Raw genomic sequence first — 23368 nt, 5'->3', positions numbered from 1 at the left:
GATGTAGCGATGTCTCATACATGCGGAGGTGCTGGAAATGATGGGGGACGAGAGTAATGCCCGAATACGGCGGAATTTGTGGAAAGAAATTCGAGGTTCCGTGTCCGTCCTGCTCATTTTCATAGTAGCTGCAATCTTTTTATTTACAAGTGTACTGATTGACTACGCACGAATTGCTGCTGCTGAATGGAGGGCAGAGGTACTCGCTCAGACTGGAATTCGCTCCGTCATGTCCGCCTATGAACCGGCACTGCAGCAGCGGTATCAATTGTTTGCTTATGGGAAGAGCGATCCTGCTTTCATAATGGATGAAGTGATGCGGGATCAGGCTGAGCTTAAGGCGACGGGGGTCTTTCCCTGGGTGCCTGTGCTGCTTGATAGTCATACTACCTCGATCACTAGGGAACTTGGTCGATATGACGAACTCGAGCGGCAAATCTTAGAGGAGATGAAGTATAAAGCTCCTGTTCAATTTGCCTTCGATTTGTCCAGCAAGTTGAAGCCGATGTCCAAAGTGATGAAGGAGGCAGCGCAGACGACAGAACTGTTATCCAAGCTGCAGAAGCTAGTTGATAAGCGCGATAAGGAAATAGCCTCTGCCCTCAAGCTCCAGAAGTCGCTTCGCAATTATGCGGCGCGTTCTGATCTTTCTAGTCGGATTGCAACGGGAGAAAGTGATATTATGCGCGACAGCTCGCTTGGTTCAATTGGAAGTGCAGCGGATGTGGGAGCTCAATATGCAGACTATGTACATAAGATTCGTCTGGATTCGAATCGCGGTAAGGATGAGGACAAGCAGTATGAGAATGAAACGGATGACTATGAATCCGATTCATGGGATATATCGCGTAGGCTGACATCTACAACATCTAGTTTGCTGGATCAACATCGCATCGGATTGAACACAGCTCTGTCGCATATAGAGAAAGCCCGTCAATATAATGAGGACATGAAGCGTGTCATTCAAGAGGTACGCGCAAGCTCGAACTATAACGGTTATGACCGAGTTGGACAATCTAGCGAGCAGAGTGAAGGGACAATGGATGAATCGGACCAGATGTCAGATTCGATTAAGCGTATTAATGAAGCTGCTGATGACCTAGTGCTGCCAGACGACTTCCTTACCGAATGGAAGCAGGAAATGGAAGAACAGCATCGGAGTATGGAACAAGTAAATGATGCAGTAAACCGTTTTCAATCGATGGTCAGTCAAATCGTCGGGAGAAGCATATCCGCTTATAACTTGAAAACTTCGATCCTCAGTCTGTGGAGGCAGTGGGAGCAATATGCAAAAGATTATATTGGCAGCTCGAATGTGATAGATGCTAGAGAACAGCGATTTGAACAGGGCCGATCTACAGAGAAGGAACGCAAGCAGAAAGAGAAGGAAGCGAATAGAAAGCTCGGGAAAGCGGCAGACTTATTGTCCTCATTGAAGAAGCTGAATGATCAATTGAAGGAGCATGAACAGCTGTTTCAAGAAGTGAAAGAGAAGGCTAATGCAATCGCTGCATTTAATGAACATGAATCAAGTGAGGAGTCGGCAGTTGACCAAGAACGTGACGATGCGGTAGAAGAGGGGAAGGAGTCTATGGACGCTGTTACCTCTATCTATGATAGCATTGCTAACGGATTTAGCATGTTAAGAGATCGTTTATACCGTGATGAGTATGCGTTTCTCTATTTCAACACCTATGACCCTACGAAATTGAAATCGATACTTACTTCAGAGCAGTCTGCGGAAGAACTGATAAAGTCCTTATCCATACATAATCAAGAAGTGGAGTACCTATTGTATGGTCTTCATAATCCAGCAGGCAATGTGGCTGCAGCGCTGGGGGAGATCTTTGCTATGCGGCTTGCCATTCGTACAATGGAGGGCTTTATCGAATGTGCGAACTTGAGACATCCGCTGCTTATATTAGTAGCAGCTATTATTTATGGGATTGAACAGGCAGTTCAGGATTTGATTCTTCTTGCTACGCAAGACAAAGTGCCAATTTCGAAATACTTGCCTTCCGTCACATTGTCTTACTCGGATCACTTGCGATTATTTATGCTCGTCCATGGCAGTCGGGAAGGAATGTTGAAGCGAATGCTCGCACTCATTCATCAAAATACAGGTATTGACCCGACGACAAGGGGTACCTATGGCGAGACGGAGCTGCGAATAAGCACACCGTTGTGGTTTCTGCCCGGGGTCATGAAGTGGATTGGACAAACCGGCATATTGGGCGGTGAAGTGGAGAATGGAAGATACAATGCAACAAAGACATCCGTGTTCTCCTACTAGTGGCAAGTTACTAGCTCGGGCAAGGGGCTGGTTCATACGATGCGGCAATTGGCTCCGTCGCTATATGGGGGACGGTAGAGCCAGCATCACAGTCGAAGCTGCGCTAATGCTGCCTATGGTGCTGCTTTTGTTTTTGTTTTTTGTATATATGATTTACGCTTCTGTCATTACGACATCCTTGCAGTCTGCTGCGACGAATACGGTGAAGCAGATTGCCGCTCATATGTATCCCATCGAACTGATGACGAAGAAGGTTGGAGCGGAAGCAGGGGACAACAACAGTCCTTGGCTCCGCAAGCCGCCGGCAATCGCTCTGAAAATGACAGCACGTCATTTCGCCGAGCGATTCAGCAATGCTTTGCCACCTCCATTGAATCAATGGGCATCCGATCATGTGGTGGACTGGGCGGAGAAGCGAGCGGAAGCGGCGGGGGAATGGGGCCAAGCGCGAGTCGGAGAAGCCTTGATAAAGCCTTTGTTCGTCCGTTACGGGATTCAAGGGACACTTAGAGAAGATCGGATCCGGATCACACATGTGAAGCTGCCGGATATTGTGGAGAAGGAAGACCCATATATCGCAATTGAAGTGGAATATGATCTGCCGATGCGTGTGCCGTTCTTATATAAGACGATCACGATCGCTGCAAGAGCATCTGAGAGAGTTTGGATTGGGGATGGTCCGCAGCCCGGTTCAGCCAATAGAGAGTCAGGCACGGAAGAGAAAGGTGCGCCACCCGCTTTTGTTAGTTTGGAACCGGAACCGCTATTGCCAGGCCGCAAGGCCAAGTTAACAGCGAAGGCTAAGCCGCATGAAAAAGTCGAACTCGTAATCTTCTATAAGAGCGGCAAGAGCCAAGCGAGGCACATCGGTTGGGCAGAAGCGGATGCCGATGGGAATATAAGCTGGCTATGGCATGTCTCAGGCAATACAACCTCAGGTACGTGGAGATTAGTTATGAATACGGGAGACGGAAGAAGTGCGGAAAGGCAATTTATCGTAAAGTGATCTGGAGTCATACCGCATGGGAGAAGGGGGCTGCCAAATGATGTGGTCGAGTTGGCTATGTGGGATATTGCTAGTGGCTGCGTTCACCACGGATTTGCGTACTCGTAAAATACCAAATTATTTAACGGTCTCAATAGTACTTGCTGCTCTAACTGGATATTGCGCTGTAAGTGGATGGGACGGTTTGCTGTTCAGTCTATTCGGAGCGGGCTGTGGGTTTGGGATCATGCTTGTTCTATTCTTGCTGCGTGCGGTCGGGGCAGGGGATGTGAAGTTGTTTGCAGCGATTGGCGCCAGCATGGGAGCTAATTTTGCATGGGAGACGTTTATCTATGCCATTATCTATGGGGGACTGATTGCAGCAGGGATTATGCTGTTCGGGCATGGGGGAAGGTGGAGTCGCATCGGGATCGCAATCATTCAATTTTTTTGGCTTCGCTCCGTAACACCCTTGAAACAGCTAACCTTGAACCAAGCGACCTTTCCATTTATGTGGGCGGTACTGCCTGCAGCGGCAACCGTTTATTGGACTCAATTATGCATATAGGGGGTGATGAGGAGCGATGTATGGTTACCGGTCGGATTTCATCCACGAGGGTAAGATGAGGATGCTCCTTACGAGAGAACCAGCGGTTCATTCCAATGACTTGGATACCTATCAAGTGAATATGCTGCGGTTTAACGAAGTTCCTCATTTGCTTCCAATAGAAATTAGGGAAATCGATTTTGAGGTCACGTTTTTGTACGATGTTAGTGGTAAAAAAATGCTGGAGCAGGTTCTGCGTTCATTACAGATTACTGCAATTCAATATTTTGAATGGATGATCCAACTGGTCAATGTGTTGGAAGGATGCCGTGCATATATGCTGCATCCGAATCAGATTCTGCTTCATGAGCGTTTTATTTATGTAGATGGGCACTCCTGGAATAGCGGCCTTTATACAGCGTACATTCCAACAGAAGAGCCTTTGCACCCCCAAGCGGGGCTAGAGGGATTGAAGCGATTAGGTATTCTGCTCTCCTCCCATGTGAGCCATTGGGATGGTGACGGCTTTCAGTGTCTTGTCCAGTTGTTGTCACAGGAGGGGACGACTCTTGCAGATGTACGAGGCTTGCTGCAATCCTTAATTGTGGGCACAGCAGGCGGCACTTCTGCGAACCCCAATCAATCTGGACGAGGGCAGTTTTTCCCGGGGAGCGGTGAAAGGGATGAGCGTGAACCTAAGCAGCAGGTTGCTTATGGACAAGCTGGCTTGCACAATGAGCAGGGGAAGAACAGTTGGAATTCGACGGCGAAGCCTTTTGCAGATGGGCAAGAGCAAATACCTGTTACATCTGCTGCATCAATTTCGAATCCTGCCATGGGTGGATATGATCGAGAGCATAGCACCCATTCGGGCACAGATACGGCTAACGAAGCAATAACACCGATACCCAAGAAGTATACCTTGGTAACCTCGGTTGTCGTAATTGCAGCAGCCGGATTAGGCTGGAAGTTCGGATATATGTCTCAACCTACATCGGAGGTATTCACTTACACTGTCATTTGGAACATTGCTATCATAGCACTGGGAGCGATGTATTTAACGGGGATTCCCAGCATGTGGTGGAGCAAACGATTCTCTCGGAAGAAGGACAGCCGAGTTAGTGCTGATGAACAGGATTTCCAACCAAGCTCCAGCCATGGGTGGAATAATCCGAATAGGCTTCCCGACTTTTTGTCTATGGAGTTGTCTCATCTCCCCCATGCTGCAGATGCAAGGGATGCACACAGCAATCATGCAAAAGGGGGCCAGCAGCATAAGGAATTCGTTTCCTCTTCCCCGACATGGGCTAGGGAGTCATCCGGACGATATATGAATGGGCAAATAGCCCCTCATGCAGCAGTCTCAAGTTCCGATATCGCGGGAATAGGGCAGCAACAGGGAATTGGCATGCCGGCTAGTACTTCTCAATTGGGGCTACAATCCTTCAACAATGAGCTGCGATCACGGTCAGGTGATGGGATGAATCAAGCTCCGAATATGTCAACGGCTGATCGCTATTATGCTGCTTTAACCGAACATACGGTAATGCTAAACCCTTCGAGCATTGATGCAACGGTAATGCTTGGAGAAATGGAAGAGCAAGGGGAAGGTTCGCAGCAGGAACCATATCTGCAGCAGCTCGATGAAGCGGGAATAACTGTGGTAGGAACTCATCCACTCCGTGGATTTCCATTCATAATAGGGCGTGCTGAGCAAGGGGTGAGTCATCGAAATGATAGCATGGGGGTATCCAAGCACCATTGTGAATTGATTCGCACGTCAGAGGGCAACTTAGAGCTTCGGGATTTGGGATCGAGAAATGGAACGGAGCTGCAGGGTGAACTGTTGATTCCCTACAAGCTCTATCCGTTGAAGGATGGGGACAAGCTCGCAGTTGCTCGTTCGCAGTATATATTCCGAGCTGGTTAGAAGGGTCAGATAGTGTGTCTGACCCTCTTTGTTATGTCATGCCGTTCTTGCTGAGTAACTAAGATCAATCATGTGGAGAATTCTAATATATACATCAGATAGATCTGACATTTACATCTACAACTTTACGTTTCATGTAAGTACAGTCGCACTCCCATTCGAAATGATAATCAGATGCTTTCTGATCATCGGGATGTAGTGCGATTTCTCCCCGAATTACGCAGCTCGGTTAGCGCCTTCTCCAGCGTTCCATAATGGAAGGTGAAGCCATGCTCCAGAGCTTTAGCGGGATAGACACGCTGTCCTTCCAGCAATAGTGAGGACATTTCCCCGAATAGAAATTTGAAGGCTATAGCAGGAACGGGCATCCAATGGCGGCGATGATATACTCGCGCAAGCGTTCTGCCGAAGTCGTCGTTCGTTACGGATTCGGGGGAAGAGGCGTTGACGACTCCCTCAATCGAGTCTTGCAGGACAAAATCAATCAGCCGAACCATGTCCGCAATATGTATCCAAGATAAAGGCTGCTTCCCGGAGCCTATTCGTCCTCCAACGCCCAGTAAATACGGCAGCTTCATCGTTGGATATGCCCCGCCTTCATTGGCGAGCACTGGCGCAATCCGCAACTTGACGCAGCGTGCGGCTGGAACATGATCTGCTGCATCTTCCCATTGGTAGATGACATCGGTCAAGAAGTCATCTCCACCCGCATTGCTCATCTCATCGAATGTCCCTGTCTCGGAAGGCCCATAAATGGAGATGCCTGAGGCGCTAATATAGAGGGGCAACTTGCGTGACAGCTTGCCTGCCCATCCCGCAATTCTTCTTGCAGGAACGATCCGTGACGAGAGAATACGATTCTTTGCGATATTTGTCCACCGCTGATTAATCGTCTCGCCCGCCAGATTTACAACGGCATCCACGTTATGGCAATTCTCTGGGCAATGGGCAAGCTCCGACCAGCTAATAGCGTGAATGGAACTTCGTCCCTTATAGGCATGTAACTTCGCTGGGGAGCGGGTAACGACGATGAGCTCGTGTCCTTCTTGAAGCCAGAAGTCAACCAGGGCTCTGCCGATTAATCCAGTCCCGCCGCAAATCATCACTTTCACGTCTTATCCCTCCTAACACGTTAATGGAATGGATAGAACTAAGATGTGATTGTACTCGATCATGATTTTTATGTAGGCGCATCCATTTCTGCTGATGGGAAAAGTCATGAATTATTTGTTAAGCAAATGCTTATATGGCGTATAATCGATTCCATTATTGTCGAGAAATTTAACGAGGCTTCGATAGTCTCGCTTGGGTGTGGCCATGATGTAGCCTTGAATGCAATGATTTTGCGTTACTTCTGCCGCACCACTCTCACAGGCCACCTGTCCGATCTTGGCTGCAATCGAATGACGTGCAATATCACGGAAGGGGGTTGGAACTGGCTCAACAAGCTTTTCTAGAAATGCCTTGGAGTCATCAGTCCATAGGCTTCGGCTTTGCTCAACCCAGTAATTTTGCCAATCGAGCTTCGATTTCCCGTCATTCATGGGGAGTACTTTCATAAACTTGCGGAACATGAAGTAGCCTCCAATCGCCATGAAGCCTAAGAGGACGAATGTCCAAAATGCGATGGAATTCATAAACCAACGGCCTGGGCCATCGACAGCCATTGGAAAAAGGGTGGACGAGCTAAGCATAATTTCTCACCTCATGTATTTTGGTACTTTTTACTAAGATGCTTACATCGAATTATACCCCATTCCTAGATTTATTTCGATAATCCTTGTAGAATAAGGGGAAATGATTTTGAAAGGAGCAATTACATGTTGAAAATTGGATCACATGTTTCGTTTTCCGATAAAGGGCTGTTGACTGCTACAAAGGAAGCTTTGTCTTACGGGTCAAGCTCATTCATGATATATACTGGGGCGCCGCAGAATACGCGTCGTAAGCCGATTGAATCGCTATATATTGAAGAGGGCAAGGAACTGATGGAGAAGCACGGCATCGGTGAAATTGTGGTGCATGCGCCGTATATTATTAACCTTGGATCGTACAAGCCGGATACGTTTGAGTTGGCCGTTAATTTCCTCCAGGAAGAAATTCGCCGCACAGACTGCATCGGTGTGAAAAATATCGTTCTTCACCCAGGTGCTTATACCGACAAAGATGCTGAGTTCGGCATCAACCGGATTGCAGAGGGATTGAACGAGGTACTGAGCAATACGAAAGATACAGATGTCAATATCGCTCTGGAAACGATGGCTGGCAAAGGGACAGAGGTTGGCCGGAGCTTCGAGGAAATTGCCTCGATTATTGAGAAGGTTGAGGATAATCATCGCCTAACTGTATGTTTTGACACATGCCATACTCATGATGCGGGTTACGATCTCGTCAATGATCTTGATGGTGTATTGGAGCATTTCGATCGTACTGTTGGACTGAATCGTATCGCCGTTGTTCATATTAATGATAGCAAAAATCCACTTGGAGCCGGTAAAGACCGCCACGCACCAATCGGTGCAGGAATGCTTGGTTTTGAAGCGATTCAACGTCTCGTGCATCATGAGGGGCTTGCTGGCCGTCCATTTATTCTGGAGACACCGTGGATCGGGAAGGACGCGAAGAAGCAGCGTCCGATGTATGAAGCGGAAATCGCCCTTCTACGCGGTGATGTAGACAAGCGTTTCGGTGCAAGCTTTATCCCTGATGTGGAGCGCCTTGAGCATTTCTTCAAAGAGCAGGATGTATCCCCTCGTGATTACGTATTGACGACATGGGATGTTATCAAGAAGGATGCAAAAGCAAGAAAGGCAGATCCGCGCGAGCCGATGGAACGTCTCTATGATATGGTTGCTGAAGCCAACCTGTTCCCTGAATTGAATGAGGAAGAGATTAATCAGCGTCTGACTGTTTGCTTGGCTGGACAAGCTGCCTGGAAATAAGCTGCTATAGCTTGTGTGTGAGATTAAGTCGCAGCAGAAGCAGAGCATCCGAAGGATACAAGTAGGCTGTACGGGTAATTTAGGAACGAGTGAAGCATGAAGATAGCATGGGATGCAGTAGAAAAATCATGATGGGGAATCTATGTAAGATTTGCAGAAAGCAACGCTAATTCATGGAGGAGAAACAAAGATGACGCACCAACACACGATGGTTCATGCCCTTCAGCAGGCTGGGGAACAAGCCCGCAATCGCGCACGGATGTTAATTTCTTGCCCAGACCGAGCTGGGATCGTCTCTGCTGTATCTAAATTTCTATATGAACATGGAGCGAATATTGTCCAGTCCGATCAATATACAATGGATCCAGAGGGCGGCATGTTCTTCATGCGCATTGAATTCGATATGGAGCAGCTTGATGATAAGCTGCCTCAATTGCAGGCTGAATTCGAGTCTATTGCTTCGGAATTCAAGATGCAGTGGAGAATTTCTTGCGTGAGCAAGAAGAAGCGAATTGCCATCTTTGTCTCGAAAGAGGATCATTGTCTAGTTGAGTTGCTGTGGCAATGGCAAGCAGGCGATCTCGATGCTGAAATCGCGATGGTGGTGAGCAATCACCCGGATATGCGTGAATATGTAGAGTCCTTCGGAATTCCGTATGTTCATATTCCAGTAACATCAGGCAACAAGCCAGAGGCTGAACGCCAACAGCTTGAAGCAGTTGAAGGCAAGGCTGACCTGATCGTATTAGCACGCTATATGCAAATTATTTCGCCGAAGTTTATTGAGAAATATCCGAATCGAATTATTAATATTCATCATTCGTTCCTACCGGCATTTGTTGGCGGCAAGCCGTATCAACAGGCTTACACCCGCGGCGTGAAGCTGATTGGAGCAACAGGCCATTATGTAACGGAGGAGCTTGATGGCGGGCCGATCATCGAACAAGACGTTCAGCGCGTAACGCATCGTGCGGATGTGGATGAACTGAAGCGTATCGGCAGAACGATTGAGCGTGTCGTCCTTGCTCGTGCTGTGCATTGGCATATTGAGGATCGAATCCTCGTTTATCAGAACAAAACGGTTGTGTTTAATTAAAATGATGGTATACTGGCTGTCTCCGGCTTGCAGTTGAATCTGCGGCTGGAACAGCTTTATTTAATTGCTCTGGTTAGGGATTGAACACCACTATATAATCCCACTGTTAAGTTGAGCATGAAGTTCGGTTATACTAGATCTTGATATCCATAGCTTTTCACACGTTAAAGTAGCATCGAATGGGCTAGTAATGGTACAATGAATGCAAAATAGAGCACAGCGTACAAGCTTGGTAGTTACGCAATTTCATTTGTTCTGTATAGCTTTCAGCTTGTGATGAGTAGGGACAAGGAGGAAATCAGCAATGACTGCAAACCAAATGAATATTGACGCGCTATCGGTGGCAGCGATTCGAACACTTGCCATTGATGCGATTGAAAAAGCGAAATCCGGTCACCCGGGCATGCCAATGGGTGCTGCTCCAATGGGATACCATCTGTTTGCGAAGGCGATGACGCACAATCCGACCAATCCAACATGGATTAACCGCGACCGTTTCGTTCTTTCCGCTGGACATGGTTCCATGCTGCTGTACAGCCTTCTTCACCTCAGCGGATATGCCCTTCCTATGGAAGAAATCAAGAATTTCCGCCAATGGGGAAGCAAAACTCCAGGTCATCCGGAGTTCGGACATACAGCTGGTGTAGATGCAACGACAGGTCCACTCGGACAAGGGATTGCAATGGCTGTAGGTATGGCTATGGCAGAAGCACAACTGGGTGCAACATATAATCGTGACGGCTATTCCGTTGTCGATCATCATACGTTTGTTATTTGTGGTGATGGAGATATGATGGAAGGTGTTGCTAGTGAAGCAGCATCGCTTGCAGGTCACTTGAAATTAGGTAAATTAGTCGTATTATACGATTCGAACGATATTACGTTGGATGGCGAATCCGGTCTGTCCTTCAGCGAGAACGTGCGTCAGCGCTACGAGGCTTATGGCTGGAACACGCTGCTTGTTGAAGACGGCAACGATCTTGCTGCAATTGCGCAAGCGGTTGAGAAGTCGAAGCAGGATTCCAGCAAGCCGACATTGATCGAAGTGAAGACCGTAATCGGATACGGAAGCCCGAACAAGCAAGGCAAGGGCGGACATGGAGGTACACACGGTTCTCCACTCGGCGCTGATGAGGCGAAGCTGACGAAGGAATTCTATAAGTGGGGACACGAGGACTTCTTCGTACCTGAAGAGGTATACAACCACTTCGATACAAATGTGAAGCAGAAGGGCATTCAGGCGAACGAAGAGTGGAATAAGATGTTCCAAGCTTATCAAGCTGCTTACCCTGAGCTTGCGAAGCAATTCGAAACTGCAATTAGCGGACAGCTTCCTGAGGGATGGGATAAGGATCTTCCGGCATATGCGGCAGGAGACAAAGCATTGTCCACCCGCGTCGCATCTGGAAATGCCTTGAACGGTCTTGCGAAGAACGTTCCGAACCTGACAGGCGGTTCTGCTGACTTGGAAAGCTCCACAATGACACATCTGAATGATCTGACTGCGTTCCGTCCGGGCCAATACGACGGCCGCAACATTTACTTCGGTGTGCGTGAATTTGCAATGGCGGCTGCAATGAACGGTATGGCATTGCATAGTGGTGTGAAGGTGTTTGGTGGTACGTTCTTCGTATTTACGGATTACCTGCGGCCTGCTGTTCGCTTGTCTGCATTGATGGGATTACCAGTCACATATGTATTGACGCATGACAGTATTGCAGTTGGGGAAGACGGCCCTACTCATGAGCCTATCGAACAGCTTGCGTCTGTACGTATCATCCCGAACGTAACAGTAATCCGTCCAGCAGATGCGAATGAGACATCCGCTGCTTGGGCATACACATTACAGAACCAATCTAACCCAGTCGTGCTTGTGCTTACACGTCAGAACCTGCCTATCTTGGAAGGCGGTGTAGCAGCTTCCCGCGAAGGTGTTGCTCGCGGAGCTTATGTTGTGTCCGATGCGAAAGACGGCAAGCCTCAAGCGCAAATCATTGCGACAGGCTCTGAAGTTCAATTGGCGATTCGCGCTCAAGAAGCATTGGCTGAAGAGGGCATTCAAGTACGTGTTGTCAGCATGCCAAGCTGGGATCTGTTCGAGAAGCAATCGAAGGAGTATAAAGACTCCGTATTGCTTCCAGATGTGAAGGCTCGTCTTGCAATCGAGATGGCTTCACCATTTGGTTGGGAACGTTATGTAGGAGACCAAGGCGACATCATTGGTATCTCCACATTTGGCGCTTCCGCTCCTGGAGACCGTGTCATCAGCGAGTACGGCTTCACCGTTGAAAACGTAGTGAGTCGTGTAAAGGCATTGCTGTAATACACGAAACGAATGAAGCAAATCACTGGATAGGGAAGATTCGATTCACTCCTATTTAGGTGCAAATAAGAATAAGTGCGTTCTCTAGCCGATTTAGGCGAGGGGGCTCGGCAATGAACAAGGCCGCTTAACGGGTACCAGAGATGGAAGTCCCCTGTTGTAGCGGCCTTGTTCGTGTTGTGATCTATTTTATCTGTAAATATCATCCTAATATTGTGTCTGAACTGATATAATAAAATTTATATATTAAATCATTAAGGATAGGGCGAGGAGTAAACGAGTGAAACAGAAGCAAAATCATTATGCGACCGGTATCGCAGCCGCCGGGCTGTCCTATATTATTTGGGGCTTCCTTCCGATCTATTGGAAGCTGCTCGGCTCTGTGCCAGCAGCAGAGGTATTGGCTCATCGGATTATTTGGTCATTAGTATTCATGATTGTCCTGTTGGCATTGCTGGGGAAGTGGAAGTCCACTATGGCAGAAATCAAGCAGCTGCTCACCCATAAGAAACAAGCTATAAGTATCATTGTGGCTTCCGTTGTAATTAGCATCAACTGGCTCGTTTATATTTTTGCTGTGGAAAGTGCGCATGTAGTGGAAGCAAGCCTTGGATATTATATCAACCCTTTGCTTAATGTCTTTCTCGCGACATTTTTCCTGAAGGAGCGGTTGACGAAGACGGAGTGGTCAGCAGTTGGCATCGCAGCAGCAGGGGTTATATGCCTGACCGTATATTACGGCAGCTTTCCTTGGGCAGCGTTGACGCTCGCGACAACATTCAGTTGTTATGGACTCATTAAGAAGAAGGTATCTGTAGGCCCATGGACAGGGTTAACGGTGGAAACTTTGATCATGACGCCGTTTGCGCTTGTATTTCTTTTCTTCTTCAATCCTAATGGGGTCCCGCTGTGGGATAAAGAAGCGTCTATAATCATGCTGCTAATGGGAGCGGGAATTGTAACGGCAATTCCGCTGCTATTATTCGCTACAGGTGCGAAGCGAATATCATTTACCCTTGTAGGCTTCCTGCAATATATTGCACCTACGATCATGTTGCTGCTTGGCTTGTTTGTGTTCGGGGAAGAATTTACGACTCCACAGTTTCTTGCATTCGCCTTGATATGGATTGCATTAGCTGTATTTTCGCTCTCTCGAATCGTAAGGAATACCAAAGCATCCAAGCAAGCTTCCCAAGCTCAGAATTCTTCGGATAGCTCATATACAGCTTCATAGAGAAAAGCTCATTATGCAAGTGAACGCTCTGTTTTCACAAAAAAAGCTTATCATACAAGGTCCGCAGGTTTCGTAGAAAGAGACCGTCTGACAATGCAGAAAATGCAGTAGTGAAGATGAAAAGCTTATTAGTGAATAATTTTATTGGGCTTTATCGTGAGTATCGAAATTGAAACGAATAATGAAAGGGAGTGTCGGTGTATTCCGTGCACTCCCTTGGTGTATAAAACATCTAGAATTAGGCTTATCCTACTCGTTGTTCTTGCTATGTCCGATCGGGTGACCAATCCATTGCTCGTAGATTTTCACAAGTGAACATAAATCCTCTTCCCCAAAGCCTGAGGTTTGGCCCATTTGGAACAAACTCTTGGCAACCTCCAGCATAGGTGTCGGAGACTGCATCGTATCAGTAAGCACGGAAGCGAGCTTCAAGTCCTTCAACATTAACTGCAGGGAGAATTGATTGTCGAAGTTGCCTGCAATAATCTTCTCACCTTTCAGTTCAGCAGCCTTACTGCCTGCACTGCCGTTGCGCACAACCTGAAGGAATGCCTCGGGATTCACGCCTGCCTTGGATACCATTGCAAACCCTTCCGCCAGAGCGGCATTGTTAATGCCGACAATTGTATTGTGGGCCAGTTTCGTGATGGAGCCGCTGCCATTAGGGCCCATATGAACGATCATTCGTCCCATTGCTTCCAACACGGGCATAGCTTGTTGCAGGGCTGTCTCTTCACCGCCGACCATAAAGACAAGTGTTCCATCGACGGCTGCAGGCTTGCTGCCTGTTACAGGAGCATCAAGGAACTGGGCTCCCCGCTCGGCGCAGACTGCTGCGAGCTGTTGAACCAGAGAAGGAGATATGGTGCTGCAGTCTATTACGATATGACCGGAGCGAACACCTGCGAGTACCCCGTCTTCTCCGTAATAGATCGCTTCTATGGAGGAATCATCGCTAACCATGGTAATTACGACATCGGATTGTGCTGCGGCCTCACGCGGTAGATGTACGGCAGTCGCACCTTGCTCAACTAATGGAACGGTCTTATCTGTGGAACGATTGTATACGGCTACTTCGAATCCTTTGCTAAGCAGATTGGCTGCCATTGGCGCACCCATCGTGCCTAATCCAAGTACTGCTGCCTTCATTGTCTCTCATCCTCTCGCACTATGAATGATTCGCATGATTTCGATGATGTTAGTGTACCATAATTGTCAGTGGCGGAGACAAGGAATCAAGCAAACAAATCAGCAGAGAAAGATGGTGAGAACGTATTCATATGCAAATTTATGCAATGTTATAAATTTATTTTATCGTGGATTCTCGTTCAATGAAACGCGTTCCCTTGTGTTTCCGAGCAAAATCCAGTATCCTATGACTATATTGATTTTCGTGGGTTAAAGTGGCAAAGTCAACCAATACTCGAGGAGGGTGTACGATGGCAAAAAAAGTGCACTTTGATTACAGCAAGGCGTTGACGTTCGTAAGTCAGCATGAAATTGATTATTTTAAAGAGCCCATTCGCTTAGCGCATGAGCAATTACATAATAAGTCAGGAGCAGGTTCCGATTACCTAGGCTGGATTGATCTACCTTCCGCTTACGATAAAGAAGAATTTGCGCGCATTCAAGCAGCAGCTAAGCGCATTCAATCGAATTCTGAAGTGCTTATTGTTATCGGGATTGGCGGCTCCTATTTGGGCGCTCGTGCAGCGATTGAAATGTTGAGCCATTCCTTCTACAACATGCTTCCGAAGGACAAGCGCAACACACCTGAAATTTACTTCGCAGGCAACAACATCAGCTCGACTTATATGACGCATCTGATGCAATTAATTGAAGGCAAGGACTTCTCAATCAATGTTATCTCCAAGTCGGGTACAACAACGGAGCCAGCAATTGCATTCCGTATTTTCAAAGACTTGCTAGAGAAGAAATATGGCAAGGAAGAAGCGAAGAATCGTATCTTTGCTACTACGGATCGTGAGAAGGGCGCACTGAAGACGTTGGCAACGGCAGAAGGCTACGAGACATTCATCATTCCAGATGATGTAGGCGGCCGCTACTCCGTATTGACGCCGGTTGGTCTATTGCCAATCGCAGTCGCTGGCATTGATATTGACGAGATGATGCAAGGTGCTCGTGATGCTTCGGAAGAGTTCAGCAATCCGAACGTCGAAGAGAACCTCAGCTATCAATACGCAGCAGCACGCAATGCGCTGTATCGTAAGGGCAAGACAACAGAAATTCTCGTGAACTACGAGCCATCCCTTCACTATGTGTCGGAATGGTGGAAGCAGTTGTTCGGCGAGAGCGAAGGGAAAGACAACAAAGGGATCTATCCATCCTCCGTTGACTTCTCGACTGACCTTCACTCGATGGGGCAGTTCATTCAAGAAGGAACTCGCAACCTGTTCGAGACGGTTATTCAAGTAGAAGAAGTGAAGCATCACATCACGATTGAAGAAGATGCTGATGATTTGGACGGCTTGAATTTCCTCGCAGGCAAGACAGTCGACTTCGTGAATAAGAAGGCATTCCAAGGCACTTTGCTGGCACATACAGACGGTAATGTACCGAACTTGGTCGTGACGATTCCAGACATGACGCCATATTCGTTCGGATATTTGGTATACTTCTTTGAAAAAGCATGCGGCATCAGTGGCTATCTGCTCGGAGTGAATCCGTTCGATCAGCCTGGTGTGGAAGCATACAAGAAAAATATGTTCGCCTTGCTCGGCAAACCAGGATTCGAAGTCCAAAAAGCGGAATTGGAAGCAAGATTGTCCGAATAAGCGGGCGGCAAGAGTTAACAGCTTAGATAGGCAACAAGCCGTGAAAGCAGTTCTCCAACATGGGGGGCTGCTTTCTTGGCAATCTCGGAAGGTGAATCTTCATGCTAGAACAATATAAGACGTTGCGCCAATTTGGCAGCAAGGAGATCGTCATCAAGAAGTCGCGCTTTATCGGTTATGGCAAGCCAGTTGCCAACGAGGAAGAAGCGATTGCTTTTATAGAAGTAATCAAGAAACAGCACTGGAACGCCACACACAATTGTTCCGCCTACGTCATTGGCGAGCGGGATGAGATTCAGAAGGCATCCGACGACGGAGAGCCAAGCGGCACGGCAGGCAAACCCATTCTGGAAGTGATGAAGAATCAAGGTCTGAAAAATACCGCCATTGTCGTTACACGCTATTTCGGGGGTATTCTGCTTGGGGCAGGCGGCTTGATTCGGGCCTATACAGATGGAGCTGTTGCAGCGATTGAAGCGGCAGATGCGATTGTGAAGGTGCTGCATCAAGAGGTTTTTGTAGAAATCGATTATACTTGGCTTGGCAAGCTTGAGAATGAATTGCGAAATAGAGAGACGAGGATGGGAGAAACGCAATTTACCGACAAAGTGACATTGACGTGTTTGCCCGTTGTGTCGGAAACAGAGCGGTTTATGGCGTGGATTACGGATTTGACGCAAGGTCAAGCCGTTATTCGGAAGGGAGATTCTATTTACTATATCGAAGGGGAATAAGGAGAACAACCTCTATGCCAAGAAAAGCAGTGGATCAAGAGCTATCGCGAGAGCGAATCTTGGAAGTGGCGCGCCACTTGTTTGTCACGAAAGGATACCGCGCTATCTCCATGCGAAGTATCGGCCAACAATTAGGGTATAGCCACGGATCGCTTTATTATCATTTCAAAGACAAAGCGGAACTGTTCTACGCGCTCGTACAGGAAGATTTCAAGCGTTTGGGACGGCTGTTCGAACGTGTTATGGTTCAGGCTCCTTCCGATGGGTTGTCCAAGATGGAGCAGGTGATGCTAGAATTCATCCGCTTCGGTCTCGAGCAGCCGCACCACTATGAAATTATGTTTATGACGCGGGATGAAGAATTGCTCGCGTATGCCCGCTCAGAACAAGGTCGTTGCTTGGAATTGTTCTCGACGATTGTGAGACAGACGCTCGTGAGCAGCATTCATACCGAGCAGGAACGACATAATATCCCACGAAGCATTTTTCTTGCCATGCATGGATTCATCTCCTTTTACATTCAAGATCAAGTCACCTTTGATGAGGTGAAGCCGGCGGCGCTAGCTCACGTTCGCTTCTTATGCCGCAGAACGCTGGAGTCAGCACAGACGGCATAGTCACTTGCATTCTTATTTCAATGATAAATCGATATAAAAAAGCTCTTCTCACGTTTCTGTTCTCCTGCACATATAGTGACGATAGCCCAGCTTCGGGTTATCGGCATGTGTGTGAAAGGCAATTAGACGTAAGGGGGCTTTTTTATGTTAAAGCAATACAGTGACTTGTACTTACATGCACAGGTCATCAGGATAAAACATCTCCATCTTATGGTGTACACTCATGCCAATACTTCGATAGGAGTGTGTCTTCATGATTGAGTATATAGTACAGCCTGGAGATTCCTTGTTCACGATTTCAAATCGGTATGGGGTTCCGGTGTCTTCCCTCATTCAAGCGAATCAATTAACGAATACGGATGTTGTATATGTGGGGCAAGTGCTTCGATTCCCTGTGGGTGGAGGGGGGACATTTCCATTTCCGCCGCCACCGCCTCTCCCGCCAACGCAACCATTTCCTCCTTTTCCAGGAGGGATCAATTTGGAACAGCGTGTTACGATTCTTGAACAACAAGTTCGCCGCCTTCAGCGGGAAGTCGCGCAATTGCAAGGCAGAGAAGTGACGAGCAGTTGAATGGCCTGCTCGATGACAGGGTGTCCAATGTGTTGGGCGCCCTTCCTCTTGCCAATAGACGGTGAAGATGACAATATTGTAAGCTGAATTGTGACCAGATTCAGATGCTCATTCTACAAACTTCATGTAAAGTAGTAGGTATGGGGAATAGAGAGGTAGAATCCAACCATACCGATGGGATGAAGCGGGGTAGATGAAGGATGAAGAAGGCAGCACTGCTGCTGGCGGTCGTGGCGATCAGCTGGCTGTTGGCAGGATGCGGACAAGCCGTTCAGCATACATACGACAAGGTGAATCAAGTCGTAACCGATTATGGCAAAGAGAAATCGATTAATAAAGAGAAGGTCCTTCTTATTGTGAAAGAAGAACTGTACAAGCTGTATGATGTTCAGATCAATGATCAGGAATGGAACCTGATATGTGGGTTTTCAAAATATTTTCCGAACCAAGAGGATACCAAGTCGGATGAAGGACATGTTGCCTTTATTGGTATGATCAATGGAATGGAGCAGCGGCGGGGTGGCATAAGCGGTTTCTATGGGGAAGTGAATCTGAAGACGGGAGAGCTATACAAGCTCGGCATTCTGAGGCAGTCTGCAGAGGGGAATGTACAGGGTGACGATGCAGGAGAGCTTCAGATGAAGGCGCGAGCTTTTATTGTAGACCGATTGCAAGCGAATGAACGAACACTTCGAATCCTTTCGGAGAAGGGCCAGGATCGTGGAGTCTTTCTATTTCAAGATTCAGATAGCGGGATGCGGTATTGGATTCAGATGCATGTCGAACAACAGAAAGTCACCTTATTCAAAAAATGGAAATACATGTAATCAAAGTCCGTCTGATGCAGGAAATGCAATCGGCGGATTTTTTTGTGCTTCCATCTGGCGAATCGAAACGGCGGCTTCATCGTCCATATCACATGAAATTGGGTTATCACCTATCATAAGGGTTTCGAATAAGTTGCATAAGGTTCACTTACAGATTGGGCGTTATAAATCAATCTTTGTATTGACGGTGTCATCTATTTTTTGGTAAAGTGGTGAAAACCATTACCAAGTAAAGAAGTTGGAATAATGGACATAAAGAGTTGAGTTTACGTAGATGGAGGGACGAAGGTGAACGCAGTACTGCGCTATCGTGGAGCGTTGTGGGGGTTTCGAACCACGCTGCTTCTATACGTATTTTTGCTGGTTGTGGTACCACTTGGCGGCATATATGCTCAATCGTTCTATGGCGGTTGGAGCACATTTGTAGATAGTCTCATGGAACCTCTTGCATGGCAATCAGTGGCGCTGACGTTCCGTCTGGCGATCATTGCAACGGCGATCAACGTTGTCATCGGAACATTGTCGGCTTGGGTGCTCCACCGCTATCGTTTCGTCGGGCGAACTTGGCTGAATAGCTTGGTAGACTTGCCATTTGCTTTGCCCACCGCGGTAGGCGGGTTGATGATCCTGCTGCTGCTCGGGCCAGGAAGCTTCGTTGGGAGATTGGCAGAATCTATGGGGTGGAGAATTGTTTTCGCAGAGCCCGCTATTGTAGCTGCTATGGTCTTCGTCACTTTTCCCTTCGTCATTCGGGCAATTCAGCCGCTCCTGGAAGAGGCCGACTTGTCTGAAGAAGAAGCCTCTTATACGCTTGGCGCGTCCCGTATGTACACGTTCACTCGTGTTACGCTGCCGCGTATGAGGCCAGGCATTGTGAGTGGTGCAATGCTTGCCTTCTCCCGGGCAATGGCTGAATTCGGAGCAGTAGTGCTCGTCGCTGGGAACATACCGGGGAAGACGCTCGTTGCATCTGTATACATTTTCGGTGAAATTGAAAGTGACCACCCTCAATCGGCAGCAGTCGTTTCTGTCTTATTGTTGACCTTATCATTCATAGTCTTATGGGCGATTCATTGGATACAGAACCGGAGGAAATCGTCATGAAGCATACACCTTATCATCAGCCCAATTCTTCAGAAGAACCGCATCAAGTGCTAACTGCCTCGCAATCCTCAGCAGCTGTACATGATCCATACCCACACTCACGCTCTAAGCTGCAGTTGCTGCTTATCATTCTGACTTACGCTGTATTTATTACATTACTTATTGCTCCATTATTGCAAATGCTGTTGGGAGCTTTCCAAGGTGGTTGGGGTTCAGCCCTCGCCTCCCTGCTTCGGCCTGAGTCGCTTCATGCACTTGGAGTTACAGCAGCTGTTGTAGGCGTTGTGACGCTGCTTAATGTTGTGTTTGGTGTATGGTTATCGATCGTCCTTGTAAGAGGGGGCTGGTTAAATGGTTTTGTTCGACGATTACTCAATGCGATTATCGATCTCCCTTTTGCGGTATCCCCGATTATAGGCGGATTTATGATTGTACTCTTGTTAGGGCCGCAGACGATTATGGGGACGTTATTTGCGAACATGGGCGTCCAAATCGTATATGCGTTCCCGGGTATGGTGCTTGCCACCTTATTTGTGACATTCCCGCTGCTTATCCGAGAAGTCGTGCCCGTCCTGCAGGAAATTGGGACACAGCAGGAAGAAGCTGCGTCGATGCTTGGCGCTTATGATTGGACTACCTTCTGGAAGGTAACATGGCCATCTATACGATGGGGAGTGCTCTATGGAGTCGTTCTAACCATAGCTCGTTCCCTTGGTGAATTTGGCGCCATTCTTGTCGTATCCGGCAATATTATGAACAAGACGCAGACCGCAACGACACTTGTATACCAAGACGTGGAGAACTTCAACATTACGGCGGCCAGCAGCTTGGCCCTAGTACTTGTATTCAGTTCGATCATCCTGCTGCTCGTCATGGAATGGGCGAAGCGTCACGCAGGACGCAAAGGAGTGCATTGACGATGCATATTGAGGTAAATCAGCTCAACAAATGGTTCGGTTCCTATCATGCAGTGCGCGACGTCAGCTTCTCCATTGAAGCAGGTCAGCTTATCGGCTTGCTCGGACCGAGCGGTGGCGGGAAGACTTCTGTACTGCGCATGCTAGCTGGCCTAGAGCAGCCAGACAGCGGTGAAATTCGATTCCAAGGGAATCGGGTCAATGAAATCCCGCCCCAGCAGCGCGGCATCGGCTTCGTATTCCAGCAATATGCGTTGTTCAAGCATATGACCGTCTATGACAACATTGCCTTTGGGCTGACGATTCAGAAATGGCCCAAGGATCGCATCCGTGAGCGAGTTACAGAGCTGCTCGAGCTAACCGGGTTGTCTGGGATTGAGCGAAGATATCCGCACCAGCTGTCCGGAGGCCAGCGCCAGCGTGTAGCTTTCGCGCGTGCATTGGCCCCTGAGCCACAGCTGCTGCTGTTGGATGAGCCATTCGCTGCAATTGATGCCAAGATTCGCAAGGAGCTGCGAAGCTGGCTGAGGGAACTGATTGAACGGGTTGGCATTACCTCCATCTTTGTTACCCATGATCAGGATGAAGCGATTGAAGTTGCTGATGAGATCATGATTATTAATCAGGGAAGTGTGGAGCAAAAAGGGACACCGTGGGATATTTATCAATCACCGAACACTCCATTCGTGGCTGAATTTATTGGAGAATCGACGATTATTTCGGATCTGGACTCCCTGCGGGGATTCGAGACTCTCTCGTCGTCACTTCAGACGGCTATTCCTTATTCAGTTGATCCTGTAGAAGCTGTACTAGAGCCGCAGGCTGTTCGGGAGACGATTCAAGAACTCGGAGATGCATTCAAGGCCTTGATTCGCCCTGAATATATTGAGGTGGGCTTGCCTGGTGAATTGAAAATGGCATCTGCCTGCATACACGGCACCGTGAGGTCGCTCCAATTTCGTGGGAGTGAATGGATGGTGGCTATTGAAGTTGGCGACATGATATTGAAAACATATCGTTCATTGGAGAAGCCAATGCTGCAGGCGGGGGATTGGGTGCAGGTGCTTGTCCATCGCATCTATGTGTTCGAGGGGGGTCGGAGTTGGGTAGTGGAAAATGCGTTAAAAGAAGACCCGATGCCGGTTCATATTTGAACACGGATCGTGGTCGAGGGGGGAGGACGCCCTTGAGCCGAATTAAGACCAGAGATAGGCTTACAGCAATGATGGCGGTGATCATACTCTCACTCCTTGTGGTACTACCGGGCTGTAGCAGTAAGTCAGCCGATCAAGACGGAAATGGGACAGAGAGAGCCATAGCCATAAAGCAGATCTCTGCTTCTGACAAGGATACCGTGACCATCGTAATCGGTGCCTACTCAGTTGTGAAGGACGCGCTAGGGCGCATACTCCCACAATTCGCTGCCGATTGGGAGGCGAAGACGGGCAAGAAGGTTGTCTTCCAGGAGTCTTATGAAGCCTCCGGTACTCAGGCCAGAGCGATAGCCGGCGGGATGGAAGCGGATGTAGCCCTTCTCGCCATGGAAGGGGATGTAGATAAGCTCGAACGTGCGAAGCTGATTAACTCAGATTGGAAGCAACAGGATGCTTATCAGGGAATGGTTACTCGTTCTGTTGCTGTCATAGGTGCACGGAAAGGCAATCCTCTCGGCATTCGGGATTGGACGGATTTGACCCGTGAAGGGGTAAATGTCTTATATCCGAACCCGAAGACATCAGGTGGAGCACAGTGGGATATTAATGCCATATACGGAGCAGGGTTGAAGATGGCAGCTGAGCAAGGGAAGGATGGGCCACCTTTTGCCAAGCAGCTGCTGATGCGCGTCCATCATAATGTACTGTCCATGGATAAGAGCGGCAGAGCGTCGATGGCGGCATTTGAGTATGGTGTTGGGGATGCAATCGTGACCTACGAAAATGAGATCCTGTCCCGCAAACGTGAAGGCGTACCTTATGAAATGGTTCTTCCTAAGCATACGATTCTAATCGAGAATCCAGTTGTTGTTGTGAGAAAATATGCGAGGAAGCACCAAGTTGAGGAAGCTGCGGAAGCGCTCGTCGCTTATTTGCGTGAGCCGAAGGCGCAGCGAATGTTCGCGGAAGCAGGCTTCCGTCCTGTGAATGAGCAGGTTGCTAAAGAGACCATCAAGGCCTATCCCATCCCAGATGGCTTGTTCCATATCGATGATATGGGCGGATGGGATGAGGTTAGGGAGAAATTGTACAGCAATCGGGGAGTTTGGTATCAGGTGTTAGCGGGAATAGAATGATCAATATTCCTTTGCACAAGGCTAAAAACGAGTTAATTATGGGGTATGGTTAGACGGAAATGAGGGGGATAGGTACAATGCCCTCTCTTTTTTATTTTCGGAATAGGTGATGGAGAACGGAAAACAAAAGGGGCTTATCATAAATCCTTGACTGAGTGCA

20 protein-coding genes are annotated in these 23368 nt (G+C 48.0%); 17 read left to right on the top strand and 3 right to left on the bottom strand.

Annotated features, from left to right (window positions below; all coding sequences use genetic code 11):
- The first annotated feature begins 37 nt into the window (after positions 1 to 37).
- The 4 genes from M3661_RS20955 to M3661_RS20940 are packed head-to-tail and all read left to right on the top strand — an operon-like array spanning position 38 to position 5755.
- The gene (locus M3661_RS20955; RefSeq protein WP_251488259.1) at positions 38 to 2293 is read left to right on the top strand and encodes an acyl-CoA cholesterol acyltransferase; all 2256 of its coding nucleotides are present in this window, start codon (positions 38 to 40) and stop codon (positions 2291 to 2293) included.
- Positions 2262 to 3299 (top strand): AAA family ATPase, encoded by a 1038-nt coding sequence (locus M3661_RS20950; RefSeq protein WP_251488256.1) that lies wholly within the window; start codon positions 2262 to 2264, stop codon positions 3297 to 3299. The genes M3661_RS20955 and M3661_RS20950 overlap by 32 nt, the downstream gene beginning before the upstream one ends.
- Positions 3300 to 3336: 37 nt before the next feature.
- Complete coding sequence (locus M3661_RS20945) at positions 3337 to 3846, top strand: A24 family peptidase (RefSeq protein WP_083189334.1); 510 nt, start codon at positions 3337 to 3339, stop codon at positions 3844 to 3846.
- A 16-nt stretch (positions 3847 to 3862) separates the two neighbouring features.
- Positions 3863 to 5755 carry a DUF6382 domain-containing protein gene (locus M3661_RS20940; protein ID WP_251488253.1) on the top strand — a complete coding sequence of 631 codons (1893 nt, stop codon included), beginning with the start codon at positions 3863 to 3865 and terminating at the stop codon, positions 5753 to 5755.
- Positions 5756 to 5940: 185 nt separating this feature from the next.
- On the opposite strand, the gene M3661_RS20935 is transcribed toward M3661_RS20940, so the two are convergent.
- Together M3661_RS20935 and M3661_RS20930 are read right to left on the bottom strand one after the other, a co-directional pair.
- On the bottom strand, positions 5941 to 6867 hold the full coding sequence (locus tag M3661_RS20935; protein ID WP_065292412.1) for a TIGR01777 family oxidoreductase: 927 nt from the start codon (positions 6865 to 6867) through the stop codon (positions 5941 to 5943).
- A gap of 111 nt (positions 6868 to 6978) precedes the next feature.
- Positions 6979 to 7449: a DUF2621 domain-containing protein gene (locus tag M3661_RS20930; protein ID WP_251488250.1), complete on the bottom strand. Its 471-nt coding sequence runs from the start codon at positions 7447 to 7449 to the stop codon at positions 6979 to 6981.
- Positions 7450 to 7575: 126 nt separating this feature from the next.
- On the opposite strand from M3661_RS20930, the gene M3661_RS20925 reads away from it, so the two are divergent.
- The 4 genes from M3661_RS20925 (at position 7576) to rarD (ending at position 13350) form a co-directional block, all read left to right on the top strand.
- Positions 7576 to 8697 carry a deoxyribonuclease IV gene (locus M3661_RS20925; protein WP_251488247.1) on the top strand — a complete coding sequence of 374 codons (1122 nt, stop codon included), beginning with the start codon at positions 7576 to 7578 and terminating at the stop codon, positions 8695 to 8697.
- A gap of 190 nt (positions 8698 to 8887) precedes the next feature.
- Positions 8888 to 9793 carry a formyltetrahydrofolate deformylase gene (gene purU, locus M3661_RS20920; RefSeq protein ID WP_065292414.1) on the top strand — a complete coding sequence of 302 codons (906 nt, stop codon included), beginning with the start codon at positions 8888 to 8890 and terminating at the stop codon, positions 9791 to 9793.
- A 304-nt stretch (positions 9794 to 10097) separates the two neighbouring features.
- Complete coding sequence (gene tkt, locus M3661_RS20915; RefSeq protein WP_251488245.1) at positions 10098 to 12116, top strand: transketolase; 2019 nt, start codon at positions 10098 to 10100, stop codon at positions 12114 to 12116.
- Between the two features lie 280 nt (positions 12117 to 12396).
- Positions 12397 to 13350 carry an EamA family transporter RarD gene (gene rarD, locus M3661_RS20910; RefSeq protein ID WP_251488243.1) on the top strand — a complete coding sequence of 318 codons (954 nt, stop codon included), beginning with the start codon at positions 12397 to 12399 and terminating at the stop codon, positions 13348 to 13350.
- Between the two features lie 249 nt (positions 13351 to 13599).
- On the opposite strand, the gene M3661_RS20905 is transcribed toward rarD, so the two are convergent.
- Positions 13600 to 14499, bottom strand: a complete 900-nt coding sequence (locus M3661_RS20905; protein WP_251488241.1) for an NAD(P)-dependent oxidoreductase — start codon at positions 14497 to 14499, stop codon at positions 13600 to 13602.
- 290 nt (positions 14500 to 14789) lie between these two features.
- Here M3661_RS20905 and M3661_RS20900 point away from each other — a divergent pair, with 290 nt between their 5' ends.
- The 9 genes from M3661_RS20900 to M3661_RS20860 all read left to right on the top strand — a co-directional run bounded on the left by M3661_RS20900 (position 14790) and on the right by M3661_RS20860 (position 23208).
- The gene (locus M3661_RS20900; RefSeq protein ID WP_021256372.1) at positions 14790 to 16145 is read left to right on the top strand and encodes a glucose-6-phosphate isomerase; all 1356 of its coding nucleotides are present in this window, start codon (positions 14790 to 14792) and stop codon (positions 16143 to 16145) included.
- 101 nt (positions 16146 to 16246) lie between these two features.
- Positions 16247 to 16879, top strand: a complete 633-nt coding sequence (locus tag M3661_RS20895; protein WP_251488239.1) for a YigZ family protein — start codon at positions 16247 to 16249, stop codon at positions 16877 to 16879.
- 14 nt (positions 16880 to 16893) lie between these two features.
- Positions 16894 to 17496, top strand: a complete 603-nt coding sequence (locus M3661_RS20890; protein WP_021256370.1) for a TetR/AcrR family transcriptional regulator — start codon at positions 16894 to 16896, stop codon at positions 17494 to 17496.
- A gap of 253 nt (positions 17497 to 17749) precedes the next feature.
- The gene (locus tag M3661_RS20885) at positions 17750 to 18070 is read left to right on the top strand and encodes a LysM peptidoglycan-binding domain-containing protein (RefSeq protein WP_094183171.1); all 321 of its coding nucleotides are present in this window, start codon (positions 17750 to 17752) and stop codon (positions 18068 to 18070) included.
- A 200-nt stretch (positions 18071 to 18270) separates the two neighbouring features.
- Positions 18271 to 18897: a hypothetical protein gene (locus tag M3661_RS20880; RefSeq protein ID WP_251488238.1), complete on the top strand. Its 627-nt coding sequence runs from the start codon at positions 18271 to 18273 to the stop codon at positions 18895 to 18897.
- Between the two features lie 288 nt (positions 18898 to 19185).
- Positions 19186 to 20001, top strand: coding sequence for a sulfate ABC transporter permease subunit CysT (cysT, locus tag M3661_RS20875; RefSeq protein ID WP_251488235.1), 816 nt, complete (start codon positions 19186 to 19188; stop codon positions 19999 to 20001).
- A 110-nt stretch (positions 20002 to 20111) separates the two neighbouring features.
- Positions 20112 to 20918, top strand: a complete 807-nt coding sequence (locus M3661_RS20870; protein WP_142544286.1) for a sulfate ABC transporter permease subunit — start codon at positions 20112 to 20114, stop codon at positions 20916 to 20918.
- A 2-nt stretch (positions 20919 to 20920) separates the two neighbouring features.
- Positions 20921 to 22072, top strand: a complete 1152-nt coding sequence (locus M3661_RS20865) for a sulfate/molybdate ABC transporter ATP-binding protein (protein ID WP_251488232.1) — start codon at positions 20921 to 20923, stop codon at positions 22070 to 22072.
- A 68-nt stretch (positions 22073 to 22140) separates the two neighbouring features.
- Positions 22141 to 23208: a sulfate ABC transporter substrate-binding protein gene (locus M3661_RS20860; protein ID WP_251488284.1), complete on the top strand. Its 1068-nt coding sequence runs from the start codon at positions 22141 to 22143 to the stop codon at positions 23206 to 23208.
- Positions 23209 to 23368 lie beyond the last annotated feature (160 nt).

Source organism: Paenibacillus sp. MER 180 (assembly GCF_023713665.1).
Taxonomy (GTDB): Bacteria; Bacillota; Bacilli; order Paenibacillales; family Paenibacillaceae; genus Paenibacillus_B; species Paenibacillus_B suaedae.
This window is presented reverse-complemented; position numbering and strand designations above follow the sequence as displayed.

Coding starts and splice junctions, on each gene's coding strand:
- tkt (WP_251488245.1), top strand. CDS start 10,098: ATGACTGCAAACCAAATGAATATTGACGCGCTATCGGTGGCAGCGATT.
- M3661_RS20945 (WP_083189334.1), top strand. CDS start 3,337: ATGATGTGGTCGAGTTGGCTATGTGGGATATTGCTAGTGGCTGCGTTC.
- M3661_RS20880 (WP_251488238.1), top strand. CDS start 18,271: ATGAAGAAGGCAGCACTGCTGCTGGCGGTCGTGGCGATCAGCTGGCTG.
- purU (WP_065292414.1), top strand. CDS start 8,888: ATGACGCACCAACACACGATGGTTCATGCCCTTCAGCAGGCTGGGGAA.
- M3661_RS20925 (WP_251488247.1), top strand. CDS start 7,576: ATGTTGAAAATTGGATCACATGTTTCGTTTTCCGATAAAGGGCTGTTG.
- M3661_RS20930 (WP_251488250.1), bottom strand. CDS start 7,449: ATGCTTAGCTCGTCCACCCTTTTTCCAATGGCTGTCGATGGCCCAGGC.
- M3661_RS20885 (WP_094183171.1), top strand. CDS start 17,750: ATGATTGAGTATATAGTACAGCCTGGAGATTCCTTGTTCACGATTTCA.
- M3661_RS20955 (WP_251488259.1), top strand. CDS start 38: ATGATGGGGGACGAGAGTAATGCCCGAATACGGCGGAATTTGTGGAAA.
- M3661_RS20865 (WP_251488232.1), top strand. CDS start 20,921: ATGCATATTGAGGTAAATCAGCTCAACAAATGGTTCGGTTCCTATCAT.
- M3661_RS20895 (WP_251488239.1), top strand. CDS start 16,247: ATGCTAGAACAATATAAGACGTTGCGCCAATTTGGCAGCAAGGAGATC.
- M3661_RS20950 (WP_251488256.1), top strand. CDS start 2,262: ATGCAACAAAGACATCCGTGTTCTCCTACTAGTGGCAAGTTACTAGCT.
- M3661_RS20900 (WP_021256372.1), top strand. CDS start 14,790: ATGGCAAAAAAAGTGCACTTTGATTACAGCAAGGCGTTGACGTTCGTA.
- M3661_RS20890 (WP_021256370.1), top strand. CDS start 16,894: ATGCCAAGAAAAGCAGTGGATCAAGAGCTATCGCGAGAGCGAATCTTG.
- M3661_RS20940 (WP_251488253.1), top strand. CDS start 3,863: ATGTATGGTTACCGGTCGGATTTCATCCACGAGGGTAAGATGAGGATG.
- M3661_RS20905 (WP_251488241.1), bottom strand. CDS start 14,499: ATGAAGGCAGCAGTACTTGGATTAGGCACGATGGGTGCGCCAATGGCA.
- M3661_RS20860 (WP_251488284.1), top strand. CDS start 22,141: ATGATGGCGGTGATCATACTCTCACTCCTTGTGGTACTACCGGGCTGT.